At 71.1% G+C, this 15,501-nt stretch carries 14 protein-coding genes; all 14 read left to right on the forward strand.

Annotated elements, in window-relative coordinates:
* The first annotated feature begins 9 nt into the window (after positions 1-9).
* The 14 genes from aroB (at position 10) to metK (ending at position 15,501) form a co-directional block, all read left to right on the forward strand.
* On the forward strand, positions 10-1,092 hold the full coding sequence (gene aroB / locus ACEN9V_RS01190; protein WP_281267587.1) for a 3-dehydroquinate synthase: 1,083 nt from the start codon (positions 10-12) through the stop codon (positions 1,090-1,092).
* Between the two features lie 259 nt (positions 1,093-1,351).
* On the forward strand, positions 1,352-3,043 hold the full coding sequence (locus tag ACEN9V_RS01195; RefSeq protein ID WP_413601805.1) for an ABC1 kinase family protein: 1,692 nt from the start codon (positions 1,352-1,354) through the stop codon (positions 3,041-3,043).
* Positions 3,044-3,139: 96 nt separating this feature from the next.
* A complete protein-coding gene (efp, locus tag ACEN9V_RS01200; protein WP_144758338.1) occupies positions 3,140-3,703 on the forward strand; it encodes an elongation factor P in 564 nt (187 codons plus the stop codon).
* Positions 3,700-4,152, forward strand: a complete 453-nt coding sequence (gene nusB, locus ACEN9V_RS01205) for a transcription antitermination factor NusB (protein ID WP_281264705.1) — start codon at positions 3,700-3,702, stop codon at positions 4,150-4,152. Before efp ends, nusB begins: the two co-directional genes overlap by 4 nt.
* A gap of 58 nt (positions 4,153-4,210) precedes the next feature.
* The gene (pyrR, locus tag ACEN9V_RS01210) at positions 4,211-4,792 is read left to right on the forward strand and encodes a bifunctional pyr operon transcriptional regulator/uracil phosphoribosyltransferase PyrR (protein ID WP_413601806.1); all 582 of its coding nucleotides are present in this window, start codon (positions 4,211-4,213) and stop codon (positions 4,790-4,792) included.
* Positions 4,789-5,748: an aspartate carbamoyltransferase catalytic subunit gene (locus ACEN9V_RS01215; RefSeq protein WP_402728846.1), complete on the forward strand. Its 960-nt coding sequence runs from the start codon at positions 4,789-4,791 to the stop codon at positions 5,746-5,748. The genes pyrR and ACEN9V_RS01215 overlap by 4 nt, the downstream gene beginning before the upstream one ends.
* Complete coding sequence (locus tag ACEN9V_RS01220) at positions 5,745-7,112, forward strand: dihydroorotase (protein ID WP_413601807.1); 1,368 nt, start codon at positions 5,745-5,747, stop codon at positions 7,110-7,112. Before ACEN9V_RS01215 ends, ACEN9V_RS01220 begins: the two co-directional genes overlap by 4 nt.
* Positions 7,109-7,651 carry a hypothetical protein gene (locus ACEN9V_RS01225; RefSeq protein ID WP_413601808.1) on the forward strand — a complete coding sequence of 181 codons (543 nt, stop codon included), beginning with the start codon at positions 7,109-7,111 and terminating at the stop codon, positions 7,649-7,651. Before ACEN9V_RS01220 ends, ACEN9V_RS01225 begins: the two co-directional genes overlap by 4 nt.
* Complete coding sequence (carA, locus tag ACEN9V_RS01230) at positions 7,651-8,850, forward strand: glutamine-hydrolyzing carbamoyl-phosphate synthase small subunit (RefSeq protein ID WP_413601809.1); 1,200 nt, start codon at positions 7,651-7,653, stop codon at positions 8,848-8,850. Before ACEN9V_RS01225 ends, carA begins: the two co-directional genes overlap by 1 nt.
* A complete protein-coding gene (gene carB, locus ACEN9V_RS01235) occupies positions 8,850-12,128 on the forward strand; it encodes a carbamoyl-phosphate synthase large subunit (RefSeq protein WP_413601810.1) in 3,279 nt (1,092 codons plus the stop codon). Before carA ends, carB begins: the two co-directional genes overlap by 1 nt.
* A complete protein-coding gene (gene pyrF, locus ACEN9V_RS01240) occupies positions 12,125-13,027 on the forward strand; it encodes an orotidine-5'-phosphate decarboxylase (protein WP_413601811.1) in 903 nt (300 codons plus the stop codon). The genes carB and pyrF overlap by 4 nt, the downstream gene beginning before the upstream one ends.
* Positions 13,024-13,938: a guanylate kinase gene (gene gmk / locus ACEN9V_RS01245; protein ID WP_281264697.1), complete on the forward strand. Its 915-nt coding sequence runs from the start codon at positions 13,024-13,026 to the stop codon at positions 13,936-13,938. The genes pyrF and gmk overlap by 4 nt, the downstream gene beginning before the upstream one ends.
* Before the next feature lie 76 nt (positions 13,939-14,014).
* Positions 14,015-14,281 (forward strand): DNA-directed RNA polymerase subunit omega, encoded by a 267-nt coding sequence (gene rpoZ, locus ACEN9V_RS01250; RefSeq protein WP_281264696.1) that lies wholly within the window; start codon positions 14,015-14,017, stop codon positions 14,279-14,281.
* A 5-nt stretch (positions 14,282-14,286) separates the two neighbouring features.
* Positions 14,287-15,501, forward strand: coding sequence for a methionine adenosyltransferase (metK, locus tag ACEN9V_RS01255; protein ID WP_413601812.1), 1,215 nt, complete (start codon positions 14,287-14,289; stop codon positions 15,499-15,501).

Genomic DNA, 15,501 nt, shown 5'->3' on the forward strand with positions numbered 1-15,501 from the left:
GAGTCGATCCTGCCAGAGGGCACCACCGAGATCCGCGTCGGGGGCGACGACGGGTACGTCGTGGCGGTCGGCAACGGCTTGCTCGGCTCCGTGCCTGCGCTCCTCGGACCGCGGGTCGCCAAGGTGCTCATCGTGCACGCGCCGACCCTCGGTGCACGCGCTGAGGAGCTCCGCGTGCAACTGGTCGACGCCGGCCTCGAGGCGCTCATCGCCGAGGTCCCGGACGCCGAGGCCGCCAAGCGCATCGAGGTCGCGGCGTTCTGCTGGCAGATCATGGGGCAGTCGGACTTCACCAGGACCGACGCCGTGATCGGGCTCGGTGGGGGAGCCGTCACCGACCTCGCCGGGTTCGTCGCTGCGACGTGGCTCCGCGGAGTGCCGTACATCGCGATCCCGACGAGCGTGCTCGGCATGGTGGACGCGAGTGTCGGCGGCAAGACCGGCATCAACACGAACGAGGGCAAGAACCTCGTCGGCGCGTTCTATCCGCCGAAGGCGGTCGTCGCGGACATCGACCTCGTGCTGACGCTGCCGCGCAACGACGTGCTCACCGGGTTCGCGGAGATCGTGAAGGCCGGGTTCATCGCCGTGCCGGAGATCCTCGACATCGTCGAAGCCGACGTCGACCGCGCGACCGATCCCACGACGCCGGAGTTCCGCCGAGTGGTCGAGCTCGCCATCGAACTGAAGGCGCAGGTGGTGTCGGACGACTTCACCGAGCAGGGCCGCCGCGAGATCCTCAACTACGGGCACACGCTCGGGCACGCGATCGAGCACGCCGAGCGGTACCAGTGGCGGCACGGTGCGGCGGTCTCGGTCGGCATGGTGTTCGCTGCGGAACTCGCCCGGTTGACCGGGCACCTCGACGACGCGACGGTGGACCGGCACCGTGCCGTCCTCGATTCGCTGTCGCTCCCCACCACGTACCCGCTCGGCCGGTGGGAGGGGCTCCTCGCCACGATGCGCCGCGACAAGAAGGCACGTGCCGGGATGTTGCGCTTCATCATCCTCGACGGGGTCGGCAAGCCCGTCACGCTCGAGGGGCCGGAGGACCACCTGCTCTTCACCGCCTACCAGGAGGTCGGCGTCTAGCCCGAGCTCATCGGAGGACGTGGAGCGTCCTCCGCCACCACCACTTCACGCGCATCGACACCGTGATGATGTTGGTGCGGTGGAACTCGGCCCATTCCTCGGGCGTGGCGCCGTTGGCGAATGCCCGCCGGCGGTCTGGACGGGTGCGGCGGACCGAGCCACCAGGCGGCGGTCGGCCGATCTGTGGGACGCGCGCCGAGCCTCCCGGCTGTGGAGGGGCCGTCTGCGGAAGCCCAGCCCGGGGGAGCATGCTGGCCGAGTGCCCAACCCACCCCGCCTGAGCGACCTCGGCGCCGGGCCGGCGGCGGAGCCCGGAACGCTCCGCACCCGTGCGCGCCGGTTCGCCGAGCTCCTGTCCATCGCCCGTCGACACGGCCTGGTGCCGTTCCGGCGGCTCGACTTCTCACGCGACCCGGAGACGTCCGACAAACGCCGCGATCAGGCGGAGCACCTCCGCCGCGCGCTCGAAGAAGCCGGCGGCGGGTTCGTGAAGATGGGGCAGCTGCTGTCGACCAGGGACGACCTGTTGCCCGACGAGTGGACGGAGGGCCTCGCGCACCTGCAGCGCAACGTGACGCCGGCGGACCCCGCTGCCGTCGCTGCGCTGCTCGCCACCGATCTGCACGCGCCCCTCGACGAGGTCTTCCAGTCGTTCGACACGACACCCGTCGCGGCCGCGTCGATCGCGCAGGTCCACCGTGCCCGACTGCACGACGGCACGGCGGTCGCCGTGAAGGTCCAGCGACCCGGCATCGACGACGCCGTCCGACGCGACGTGGACATCGCGCTCCGGGTCGTGCGGTTCATGGCCCGCACCTCGACCGAAGCCCGGCAGATCGGCGTGCAGGACGTCGCGGCGCAGTACGCGGCCGACCTCGTCAGACAGGTCGACTTCACGTCGGAGCTCCGCAACCTCGAGGCACTCCGCGCGGCGCAGGCACGGAGCGCGCGTCCGGACGAGGTGCGCCTCCCCGACTCGTACCCGGAGCTGTCCGGCCGCCGCGTGCTCGTGATGGAGTTCCTCGAGGGCGACACCCTGAGCGCGATCCGGGCCGCCAGGTCCGACCGCGACCTGGACGAGCCGATGCGGGCGATCCTGCGTGTGTTCCTCCGGCAGGTGGTCTTCGACGGCATCTACCACGCCGACATGCACCCGGGGAACGTGCTCCTGCTCCCCGACGGTCGGCCGGCACTGATCGACTTCGGGTCGGTCGGACGGCTCGACCCGGGGCTCCGCGACATCGTGCAGGAACTGCTCGCGTCCTACCTGCAGGACGACACCTCCCGGATCGCGGACGCGGTACTGCGGATGGCCCCGGTTCGGCGGGCGCAGGACGAGCCGGACTTCCGACGGGACATCGCCCGGTTCGTGGCCGAGGAGCTCGGGCCGGGCGCGCGCATCGGCGTCGAGACCGTCGACCGTGCGGTCGAGGTGTTCGGGCAGTACCGGCTGAAGGCCCCGCCGGACTTCGTGGCCGCGGCCAGGGCGCTCGCGATCTTCGAGGGAACGCTCCGGACCCTGGTGCCGAGCTTCGACCTGCTCGACGAATCGCGAAACCTCGCTCGTGAGCAGATCCGCGACCAGCTGCGCCCCGGCAAGCTGCGGGACGTCGCGCTGAAGGAGCTCTTCGGGCTCGTGTCCACCGCACGGCGCCTGCCGCGCCGCGTCGACCGGATCGGCGAGGCGATCGAGACCGGGAAGCTGACCGTCAACATCCGGCTCTTCGCGGACCAGCGGGACCGCCGGACGCTGTCCGGTCTGATCCGCCGGGTGCTCCTCGTGCTGCTCGGCGCAGGAGCGGGCGTGCTCGCCATCGTCTACCTGGCGTCGCCCGCGCGGCCGACTGCGGCGTTGAGCACCGCAGCGGCCGGTGGCCTGCTCGGCGGCGCCGCGGTGGTGCTGCTGGTCTGGGCGGCGATCGACGCGTGGCGGGCACGACGGCGGGAGTGACGCCGTCGGCTACACTCGACCGGGGCGCGCGCCCGACACCGGGCGCCAGCCGCCCGAACACTTCACTCATCAATACGAACGGGACATCGAAGACTCATGGCCAGTACCACTGACATCAAGAACGGCGCCGTTCTCATCATCGACGGGCAGCTCTGGTCGGTCGTCGAGTTCCAGCACGTCAAGCCCGGCAAGGGCGGTGCGTTCGTGCGCACCAAGCTGAAGAACGTCGTCTCCGGCAAGGTCGTCGACCGCACGTTCAACGCGGGCGCCAAGATCGAGACCGCGACGGTCGACCGTCGCGACTACCAGTTCCTCTACGAGGACGGCGACTCGTACGTGTTCATGGACACCGACACCTACGACCAGATCCCGGTCCCCGCGACGGTCGTCGGCGACGCGAAGAACTTCCTGCTCGAGTCCGCGATGGTCACCATCGCGATGAACGAGGGCAACCCGCTCTACATCGAGCTCCCGACCTCGATCGTCACCGAGATCGAGACCGAGCCCGGCCTGCAGGGCGACCGCTCGTCCGGCGGCACCAAGCCCGCGACGATCAAGGCCACCGGCTACCAGATCCAGGTGCCGCTGTACCTGGAGACCGACACCAAGGTGAAGATCGACACGCGCGACGGCAACTACCTCGGCCGCGTCAACGAATGAGCGCTCGTTCCAAGGCCCGCAAGCGCGCCCTCGACATGTTGTACGTGGCGGAGGTCCGCGATCTCCCGATCGCGGACGTCCTCGCCACGGAGACCGTCCGGCACCTGGACCAGCCCGAGCGTGCGTCCAGCTGGGACTACGCCAGGCAGGTCGTCACCGGCGTCGAGGAAGCGCGCGCCGAGATCGACGCCGTGATCGTCGACCACGCCCAGGGCTGGTCGATCGCGCGGATGCCGGTCCTCGACCGGTGCATCCTGCGCATGGGCGTCTGGGAGATCCGGTTCAACGCCGACGTGCCCGACGGCGTCGCCATCGCCGAGGCGGTCGAGCTCGCGCAGTCGCTCTCGACCGAGGAGTCGGCCGGGTTCGTCAACGGCGTCCTGGGGGCCGTCGCCGGGGGCCGTGCACCGTCCGGCCGGACGGTCGCAGGGGACCAGGAGTCCCGGTAGGGTTGACCACGTCAGCATCCTTTAAATGCCGTCCTGAGAGGCGGGGAAGGAGGTCGGCGTGGGTACCAGAACGGTCCTGCAGCACCCCGACATCTCGCGTGCTCTGACACGCATCGGCCACGAGATCCTCGAGGCCAACCACGGCGGCTCGGATCTCGTGCTCCTGGGCATCCCGACGCGCGGAGCCGTGCTCGCCGATCGTCTCGCGACGATCCTGGCCGGCATCGAGCCCGACTGGGCGGATCAGCGCGACCAGCGCGTCGGCACGCTCGACGTCACGATGCACCGCGACGACCTCGGCCACGGCATCGGTCGTGCGCCGCACCGCACGACGATCCCGACGACCGGCATCGACGGCAAGGTCGTCGTGCTCGTCGACGACGTGCTGTACTCGGGCCGCACGGTCCGCGCGGCGCTCGACGCGCTGCAGGGGATCGGCCGGCCGCGCGCCGTCCGGCTCGCCGTGCTCGTGGACCGGGGGCACCGCGAGCTCCCGATCCGTGCCGACCACGTCGGCAAGAACCTGCCGACGGCGTCCGACGAGCGCGTGACGCTCCGGCTGACGGAGACGGACGGCACCGACGAGGTCGTCATCGAACAGAGCGAGCAGCAGGGCGAGACGCCGGGGGCCGCCTCGTGAAGCACCTCCTCTCCACCGCGGACCTCTCCCGCGCCGAGGCGATCCACATCCTCGACGTCGCCGAGGAGATGGCCGAGGTCAACACGCGAGAGGTCAAGCGGCTGCCTGCCCTCCGCGGCAAGACCGTCGTGAACCTCTTCTTCGAGGACTCCACGCGCACCCGCATCTCGTTCGAGGCCGCCGCGAAGCGCCTGTCCGCCGACGTCATCAACTTCGCCGCGAAGGGCTCCAGCGTCTCCAAGGGCGAGTCGCTCAAGGACACCGTGCAGACACTCGGCGCGATGGGCATCGACGGCATCGTCATGCGACACGGCGCGTCCGGCGCCCCGAGGGTGCTCGCCGACGCGGACTGGATCGACGTCCCGGTGGTGAACGCCGGCGACGGGACGCACGAGCACCCGACCCAGGCCCTGCTCGACGCCTTCACGATGCGCCGCCGCCTGCACGGCAGTGCCTCACGCGGCCAGGGCCTCGACGGTGTGCGCGTGCTGATCGTCGGCGACGTGCTGCACAGTCGCGTCGCACGGTCCAACGCGTGGCTCCTCCGCACGCTCGGTGCCAGCGTCACGTTCGCGGCGCCGCCGACGCTGCTGCCCGCCACCACGACCCCGTTCGGGGCCGCCGTGCACCACGACCTCGACGCAGCCCTCGCCGAGGACCCTGACGTCGTGATGACGCTGCGCATCCAGCAGGAGCGGATGAACGACGCGTTCTTCCCGAACCCCCGCGAGTACACCCGGCACTGGGGGCTCACCGCGGCCCGGTTCCAGCGGCTGTCCGAGCGCACGCTCGTGATGCACCCCGGCCCGATGAACCGCGGGCTCGAGATCGCCGGGGTCGCCGCGGACGACGCCCGCTCGACCGTCGTCGAGCAGGTCGCCAACGGCGTGAGCGTCCGCATGGCGGTGCTGTACCTGGCACTGACCGGAAACGAAGCGAAGGAGACCATCGCATGACCGCCCACCTCATCCGCGGCGCGCAGCTGGTCGACGGCACCCGTGCCGACATCCGACTGGAGGCCGGGCGCATCACCGCGGTCGGGTCCGGTCTCGACGCGGCCGGTGCCACGGCCGTGGACGCGGACGGCCTGATCGCCATGCCCGGTCTCGTGGACCTGCACACCCACCTCCGCGAGCCCGGCTTCGAGGAGTCAGAGACGGTCCTGTCCGGCTCGCGCGCCGCGGCCGCCGGCGGCTTCACCGCCGTCAACGCGATGGCGAACTCGAGCCCGGTGGCCGACACGGCAGGGGTCGTCGAGCAGGTCCAGGCCCTCGGCGACGACGCCGGCTACGTCACGGTCCGTCCGATCGGCGCCGTCTCGCAGGGGCTGCAGGGCACGCACCTGTCCGAGATCGGCGCGATGGCGACGTCCAGGGCGAAGGTCCGGGTGTTCTCGGACGACGGCTCGTGTGTGTCCGACCCGCTGCTGATGCGGCGCGCGCTCGAGTACATCAAGGGCTTCGGCGGTGTCCTGGCGCAGCACGCGCAGGAACCCCGCCTGACGATCGGCGCGCAGATGAACGAGGGGCGGCTGTCGTCGGAACTCGGGCTCGCCGGCTGGCCGTCCGTGGCGGAAGAGGCGATCATCGCCCGCGACGTCCTGCTCGCGGACCACGTCGGTGCGCGGCTGCACGTGTGCCACGTCTCGACCGCCGGCAGCGTGGAGGTCATCCGCTGGGCGAAGTCCCGCGGGATCGACGTCACCGCGGAGGTCACACCGCACCACCTCGTGCTCACCGAGGACCTCATCGCCGGGGTCGACGGTGCACCGGGGTACGACGCCAAGTACAAGGTGAACCCCCCGCTCCGCTCCCGCGAGGACGTCGACGCCCTGCGTGCCGCACTGGCCGACGGGACGATCGACATCGTCGCGACGGACCACGCGCCGCACACGGCAGAGGCCAAGTGCTGCGAGTGGCCGGCGGCCGCCAACGGCATGGTCGGCCTCGAGTCCGCGCTGAGCGTCGTGCACGCCGCGGTGGTCGAGGACGGCCGACTGGACTGGGCGGACGTCGCCCGCGTGCTCTCCAGCGCCCCTGCCCGGATCGGGCAGGTCGCCGGTCACGGGCACGCGATCGCTGCCGGTGCCCCCGCGGAGATCACGCTGTACGACCCGAGCGCGGTCCGCGAGTTCGCGGTGACCGACCTCGCCGGACAGTCGCAGAACTCGCCGTACCTCGGCATGCGGCTCCCGGGGCGGGTCGTCGCGACCTTCCACCAGGGCTACCCGACGCTCCTCGACGGCGTCCTGGTCGACACCGAGACCGTCGCCGCCGCAGCCGCAGCGGCGGCGACGGCCGGGACGGCGGCGACCGCATGAGCGGTGACGCCGCACGCTGGCTGCTGGGCGGGGTGATCCTGCTCGCCGTGGCCGCGCTGTTCGTCGCCATGGCACGCACCTGGCGGACGCGGGCCCGCAAGCAGGCGGAATCCGTGCCTCCCGTCAGCGTGCCGGCCGACCCCGGGCCGGAAGCCGGGTCGTGGGACGGGTTCACCGTCGCGACGACCCGGGCCGACACCCCGCTCGAACGCATCACCGCAGGCGGACTCGGCTTCCGCGGCCGCGGCGGCGTGACCGTCCACCGTGACGGCGTGGTCCTGCACCTCGCCGGAGCCGACGACCGCTGGGTCGCCCGGGACGCCGTCCGTGGCGCCGACCGCGCCACCTGGGCCATCGACCGCGTGGTCGAACCCGGGGGACTGGTCCGTCTGCGATGGACGGCGACCGGCGCCGCGGGTGCGACGGACCTCGACACCTACTTCCGGTTCCCGGAGGGCGACGCAGCAGTGCTGCACGCGCTCCAGGAGCTGGCGACGAAGCACAACCACCCGCACCACGCGGGCGAAGGGACGAACTGATGACACGCGAACGGGCCGTGCTGGTCCTCGAGGACGGCACCCGGTACGACGGATGGGCCTACGGCGCCCGCGGGCGCACACTCGGCGAGGTGGTCTTCGCGACCGGGATGACCGGCTACCAGGAGACCCTGACCGACCCCTCGTACGCCGGGCAGATCGTGGTGCAGACCGCGCCGCACATCGGCAACACCGGGGTCAACGACGAGGACCCGGAGTCCCGCCGCATCTGGGTCGCCGGGTACGTCGTCCGCGACCCCAGCCGCGTCGTGTCGAACCACCGCGCGAACGCGTCGCTCGACGACCACCTCGAGCGGGACGGCATCGTCGGCATCTCCGGCATCGACACCCGCGCGCTCACCCGGCGCATCCGGGACGCCGGCGCGATGAAGGGCGGCGTGTTCAGCGGCCAGGACGCCGCGCTGGCGCCCGAGGAGCAGGCGCGCCTCGTCCGCGAGCAGGCCGACATGGCCGGCGCGAGCTTCTCCGCGACGGTGTCCACCCCAGAGACCTACGTCGTGCCCGCCGTCGGCGAGCAGATCGGCACCCTCGCGGTGCTCGACCTCGGCGTCAAGGCGTCGACCACGCGCTACCTCGCCGAGCGGGGCTTCGAGGTGCACGTCCTGCCCCAGGACGTCACGATCGAGGCGCTCCGAGCGCTCGCCCCCGACGCCCTGTTCTACTCGAACGGCCCTGGCGACCCCGCTGCGTCCGACGCCCAGGTGACGCTCCTGCAGGAGAGCCTGCACGACGGCCGCCCGTTCTTCGGGATCTGCTTCGGCAACCAGCTCCTCGGCCGCGCGCTCGGCTTCGGCACGTACAAGCTGCCGTTCGGCCACCGCGGGATCAACCAGCCGGTCCTCGACACCACGACGGGCAAGGTCGAGATCACGAGCCAGAACCACGGCTTCGCGGTCGACGCCCCCGTCGGCGAGGTCCTCGAGTCGCCCGCCGGTTTCGGCCGCGTCGAGGTCTCGCACTACTCCCTCAACGACAACGTGGTCGAGGGCCTCCGTGCGCTCGACATCCCCGCGTTCAGCGTGCAGTACCACCCGGAGGCCGCCGCGGGACCGCACGACAGCATGTACCTCTTCGACCGCTTCCGGGACATGGTCGTGGCGCGTGCGGAAGGCCGTCCGCTGGACGCCGCCACCGCCGACGCGACGACTCCCGCAGCAGACATCACCAAGGAAGCGAACTGATGCCCAAGCGCTCCGACATCAACTCCGTCCTCGTCATCGGCTCGGGTCCGATCGTCATCGGCCAGGCCGCCGAGTTCGACTACTCCGGCACCCAGGCCTGCCGTGTCCTCCGTGCAGAGGGCATCCGCGTCATCCTCGTGAACCCGAACCCGGCCACGATCATGACCGACCCCGACTTCGCCGACGCGACGTACATCGAGCCGATCACGAACGCCTCGCTCGAGGAGATCATCCGCATCGAGCAGCCGGACGCCGTCCTGCCGACGCTCGGCGGCCAGACCGCCCTGAACGCGGCGATCGCGCTCGACGAGGCCGGGATCCTCGAGAAGCACGGCGTCGAGCTGATCGGTGCCAAGGTCGACGCGATCCAGCGCGGCGAGGACCGGTGGCTCTTCAAGGAGCTCGTGCTCGAGTCCGGCGCCGACGTGGCCCGCAGCCACATCGCGCACACCCTGGAGGAGGCGAAGGCGTTCGCGGCCGACCTCGGCTACCCGCTCGTCGTCCGTCCGTCCTTCACCATGGGCGGCCTCGGCTCCGGCTTCGCGTACAACGAGGACGAGCTCGTCCGCTTCGTCGGCGACGGGCTGCAGTCCAGCCCGACGACCGAGGTCCTGCTCGAGGAGTCGATCCTCGGCTGGAAGGAGTACGAGCTCGAGCTCATGCGGGACAACTACGACAACACCGTCGTGGTCTGCTCCATCGAGAACGTCGACCCGGTCGGCGTGCACACCGGCGACTCGATCACGGTCGCCCCGGCGCTGACGCTCACCGACCGCGAGTACCAGAACCTCCGCGACATCGGCATCGACATCATCCGTCGCGTCGGCGTCGACACCGGCGGCTGCAACATCCAGTTCGCGATCGACCCGTCCAACGGCCGCGTCATCGTGATCGAGATGAACCCGCGTGTGTCCCGCTCGAGCGCCCTCGCGTCGAAGGCGACGGGCTTCCCGATCGCCAAGATCGCCGCGAAGCTCGCCATCGGGTACCGCCTCGACGAGATCCAGAACGACATCACGCGGGTCACCCCGGCGAGCTTCGAGCCGACGCTCGACTACGTCGTGGTGAAGACCCCGCGCTTCGCGTTCGAGAAGTTCCCGGCCGCCGACGCCACGCTGACCACGACGATGAAGAGCGTCGGCGAGGCGATGGCCATCGGCCGGAACTACGCCACCGCCCTGCAGAAGTCGCTCCGCTCGCTGGAGAAGCGTGGCTCGAGCTTCCACTGGGACACCCCGGCCGCCGAGCTCGACAAGGACGCACTGCTGGCGAAGTCGGCGATCCCGACCGACGGCCGCATCGTCACGGTGCAGCAGGCCCTGGTCGCCGGCGCCACCGCGGAAGAGGTCTTCGACGCCACGAAGATCGACCCGTGGTTCATCGACCAGATCGTGCTCATCAACGAGGTCGCCGCCGAGGTCGCCGCGGCAGCGGAGCTCGATGCCGACACGATCCGGTGGGCCAAGGAGCACGGCTTCAGCGACATCCAGATCGCGGCGCTGCGTGGCACCACCGAGCAGGACGTCCGCGACGTGCGTCACGCGCTGGGCATCCGTCCGGTGTTCAAGACGGTGGACACCTGCGCCGGCGAGTTCCCGGCACTCACGCCGTACCACTACTCGTCCTACGACACCGAGACCGAGGTCGCACCCAGCGACCGCAAGAAGGTCGTCATCCTCGGCTCCGGCCCGAACCGCATCGGCCAGGGCGTGGAGTTCGACTACTCCTGCGTGCACGCGTCCTTCGCGCTCTCGGACGCCGGGTTCGAGACGATCATGATCAACTGCAACCCGGAGACGGTCTCCACCGACTACGACACCTCCGACCGCCTGTACTTCGAGCCGCTGACCACCGAGGACGTCCTCGAGGTCATCGAGGCCGAGGCGGCGTCCGGCGAGTTGGTCGGCGTCGTCGTGCAGCTCGGCGGCCAGACGGCCCTGGGGCTCGCGAAGCCGCTCGAGGCAGCCGGCATCCCGATCCTCGGCACCAGCCCGACGGCGATCGACTCCGCCGAGGAGCGCGGCCAGTTCTCCGCGATCCTCGACGAGGCCGGGCTGCTCGCCCCGCGCAACGGCACCGCGCACGATCTCGCCAGCGCGACCGCGGTGGCCGAGGAGATCGGGTACCCGGTACTCGTCCGCCCGTCGTTCGTCCTTGGTGGCCGCGGCATGGAGATCGTCTACGACTCCACCGCGATGGCCGACTACTTCGACCGGATGGCCGACCAGGCGATCATCGGCCCCGATCTGCCGCTCCTGGTGGACCGGTTCCTCGACGACGCCGTGGAGATCGACGTCGACGCGCTCTTCGACGGTGAGCGGCTCTACATCGGCGGCATCATGGAGCACATCGAGGAAGCCGGGATCCACTCCGGCGACTCGTCCTGCACGCTCCCGCCGGTCGGGCTCGGCCGCGGCGAGATCCAGGCCGTCGTCGACGCGACCGAGAAGATCGCGCGCGGCATCGGCGTCCGAGGGCTGCTCAACGTGCAGTTCGCGATCGGTGCCGGCGTGCTCTACGTGCTCGAGGCGAACCCGCGTGCCAGCCGCACCGTCCCGTTCGTCTCCAAGGCGCTCGGCATCGCGCTGGCGAAGGCCGCTGCCCGCATCATGACCGGGACCACCGTCGACGGGCTCGTCGCCGAGGGACTGCTGCCCGAGCGGGACGGCGCGTTCGTCCCCGCGCAGGCGCCGGTCGCGGTCAAGGAGGCCGTGCTGCCCTTCCGCAGGTTCCGCACCGCGGACGGCCAGGTCGTCGACTCGGTCCTCAGCCCGGAGATGCGCTCCACGGGCGAGGTCATGGGCATCGACCGCGACTTCCCGCGGGCGTTCCTCAAGTCGCAGGAAGCCGCGTACGGCGGACTGCCGACCTCCGGCACGGTCTTCGTGAGCGTCGCCGACACCGACAAGCGCGCGATCGTGCTGCCGGTGCACCGCCTCCAGCAGCTCGGCTTCACGATCACCGCGACCGAGGGCACCGCCGAGGTGCTCCGCCGCAACGGCATCCAGGTGTCGGTCGTCGGCAAGTACAGCCAGGGCGGCGACAGCGTCGTGGAGATGCTCGCCCGCGACGAGGTCGACATCGTGATCAACACCCCGTCGGGCGCGTCGGGTCGCGCGGACGGCTACGAGATCCGCGCGGCCACCGTCGCCGCGGACAAGCCGCTGTTCACCACGATCGCGCAGCTCGGTGCGGCCGTCGCGGCGATCGAGACGATCGGCACGCAGCACAGCGTCCGCAGCCTGCAGGACTACGCGCTCGAGCGGGCGGGCTGGTGACGGACCGCTCCGACGCCGCAGACCGGTCGGGAGGCCCGGAGCCGTTCGGCGTCCGGCTCGCGGCCGCCATCGGGTCGCGGTCCGCGCTGTGCGTCGGGATCGACCCTCATGCCGCCACCCTGGCGGCGTGGGGGCTCGGTCGTGACGAAGCGGGTCTGACCGAGTTCGGCCGCGTCCTGGTGGACGCGGCCGCCGGCCGCGCCGCGGTCGTGAAGCCGCAGATCGCCTTCTTCGAGGCCGCGGGGGTGGACGGGTACCGTGCACTCGACGCGACGATCCGCCGGGCACGCGATGCGGGCCTCCTGGTCGTCGCCGACGTGAAGCGCGGCGACATCGGATCCACCGGGGACGACTACGCACTCGCGTGGCTGGACCGCGACGGGCCGTTCGCCGCCGACGCGATGACGGTCTCGCCCTACCTCGGCTACGGCTCGCTCGCCGGCACGGTCGACGTCGCGCGCCGGAACGGCGCCGGCGTGTTCGTGCTCGCGGCGACGAGCAACCCCGAGGCCCGCGTCCTGCAGACCGCAGTGCTGGCGGAGGGCCCGCGTGCGGGGCGCTCCGTCGCTGCCGGTATCGTTCTCGACGTGGCAGACGACAACCCGGCCGTGGGCGACCAGGCCATCGGCGACGTCGGGCTCGTGCTCGGCGCGACCCTCTCCCTGCAGGACTTCGGCATCGGCGCGGACGAGATCGGCACCTCGCCGATCCTGGCTCCGGGGTTCGGTGCGCAGGGCGCTCGCATCGAGGACCTCAGGTCCCTGTACGGCTCCCGCGCCGAGCAGGTACTCGTGAGCGAGTCCCGCGGGCTGCTCACCGACGGGCCGGACGGCGTCGCCGCACTCGTCACCGACCGTGCCGACCGGATCGCGGCGGCGCTGGTGGGGGCAGGGGCATGACCGACGACCGCAGCCAGCTGCCCGCGCACCGCAATCCACCGGAGGTGGACCGGGTCGCGGCCGCACGTGCGGCGGTCGCCGCGCGTCGCGCCCGGGCCGCGGTGAAGGCCGCCGTCGCGTCGGGGGAGCGGTCGGCACTCGACGTCGCGCGCACCGCATGGAGCGACGAGGACGCACCGGCCGAGAAGTCCCTGCGCGTCCGTGACCTCCTCACCAGCCTGAGCGGGATCGGTCCGGCGCGGGCCGAGGGGATCATGGGAACGCTCCGGATCGCCCCGTCGAAGCGGCTCGGCGGGCTCGGGACCCGGCAGCGGACCGCGCTGTCGGACTGGCTCGTCGCACGTGGCCGCAAGCGTGGCGTGTCGAAGCTCGTCGTGCTCGCGGGTCCGACCGCCGTCGGCAAGGGCACCGTGAGCGCGTACATCCGCGAGCAGTACCCCGAGGTGAACCTCAGCGTGTCCGCGACGACGAGGAAGCCCCGTCCCGGCGAGGTCGACGGCGTGCACTACTACTTCGTCGACGACGCCGAGTTCGACCGGATGATCCGGGACCGCGAGCTCCTCGAGTGGGCGACCGTGCACAACTCGTACCGCTACGGCACCCCGCGTCCGCCGATCGACCGCGCGCTCGACGCCGGCGACAAGGTGATGCTCGAGATCGACCTGCAGGGCGCTCGGCAGGTCCGTGACGCCATGCCCGAGGCGGTGCTCGTGTTCCTGCTGCCGCCGACGTGGGACGAACTCGTCCGCCGGCTGATCGGTCGCGGCACGGAATCCGCAGAGGAACAGGCCCGTCGGCTCGAGACCGCGAAGGTCGAACTCGCCGCGCAGGACGAGTTCGACGTGCGCATCGTGAACTCCGATGTCAGCACCGCGGCACAGGAAGTCGTAGACTTGTTCACTGCGCCCTAGCCGGGTGCCACTGCGCCCGCTCGGGCGCGACTGCGCCCCGCCGGGTGCGACCGAACTTCCGTCGACAGGAGACACCATGGCCAACCCCCAGGGCATCATCGACCCGCCCATCGACGACCTGCTGTCCAAGGTCGAGTCGAAGTACGCGCTCGTCATCTTCGCGTCGAAGCGCGCGCGCCAGATCAACGACTACTACGCCGACCTGCACGAGGGCTCGCTCTTCGACAACGTCGGTCCGCTCGTCGACTCCACGATCGACGACAAGCCGCTGTCGGTGGCCCTCCACGAGATCAACGAGGACAAGCTCACCGCCACCAAGCAGCAGCCGCAGCCCACCGTCTGACCCCGGTGACGTCCAGCACCCTGCGCCTCTTCACGTCCGAGTCGGTCACCGAGGGGCATCCAGACAAGATCTGCGACCAGATATCGGACAGCATCCTCGACGCCCTCCTCGCGGTGGACCCGCACGCGCGCGTCGCCGTCGAGACGATGGTGACGACCGGGCTCGTGCACGTCGCGGGCGAGGTCACGACGTCGGGCTACGTCGAGATCCCGAAGATCGTCCGTGACGTCATCACGGGCATCGGGTACAACTCGTCAGAGGTGAGCTTCGACGGCCACACCTGTGGTGTCGAGGTCTCCATCGGCGCGCAGTCCCCGGACATCGCGCAGGGCGTCGACGAGTCGCTCGACGCCCGCTCGGGTGCGGGCGTCGACCCGCTCGACCGCCAGGGCGCCGGTGACCAGGGCATCATGTTCGGCTTCGCGACGAACGAGACGCCCGAGTACATGCCCGTCGCGATCTGGCTCGCGCACCGGCTGGCCGAGCGTCTCGCCGCCGTACGCAAGTCCGGTGAACTGCCGTTCCTGCGTCCCGACGGCAAGACCCAGGTCACCGTCGGGTACGACGGCGTCGTCCCGAAGACCGTCGAGACCGTCGTCGTGTCGACGCAGCACTCGCCGAGCGTCACGCTCGACGAACTGACCGCGGCGATCACCGAGCACGTCATCCGACCGGTCCTGGCCCTGTCGGAACTGGACTCGTCCGGCGTCGAGGTCATCGTGAACCCGACCGGTCGCTTCGAGATCGGCGGTCCCCAGGGCGACGCCGGACTCACCGGCCGCAAGGTGATCGTGGACACGTACGGCGGTGCCTCCCGGCACGGTGGTGGCGCGTTCAGCGGCAAGGACCCGTCGAAGGTCGACCGCTCCGCCGCCTACGCCCTGCGCTGGGTCGCGAAGAACGCCGTCGCCGCCGGCCTCGCCGACCGGCTCGAGGTCCAGGTCGCCTACGCGATCGGCCGCGCGAAGCCCGTCGGGCTCTACGTGGAGACGTTCGGCACCGGGCACGTCGACGACGCCACGATCGAAGCCGCCATCCGACAGGTCTTCGACCTCCGTCCGGCCGCGATCATCCGGGACCTCGACCTGCTCAAGCCGCGCTACGCGCAGACCGCGACGTACGGCCACTTCGGCCGGGAGCTCCCCGGGTTCACCTGGGAGCAGCTCGACCGCGTCGAGGAACTCCGCCAGGCGGCAGGACTCGTCTCCGTCGCCGTCTGA

The organism is Curtobacterium sp. Curtsp57, assembly GCF_047324335.1.
In the GTDB taxonomy this organism is placed as follows: Bacteria; Actinomycetota; Actinomycetes; order Actinomycetales; family Microbacteriaceae; genus Curtobacterium.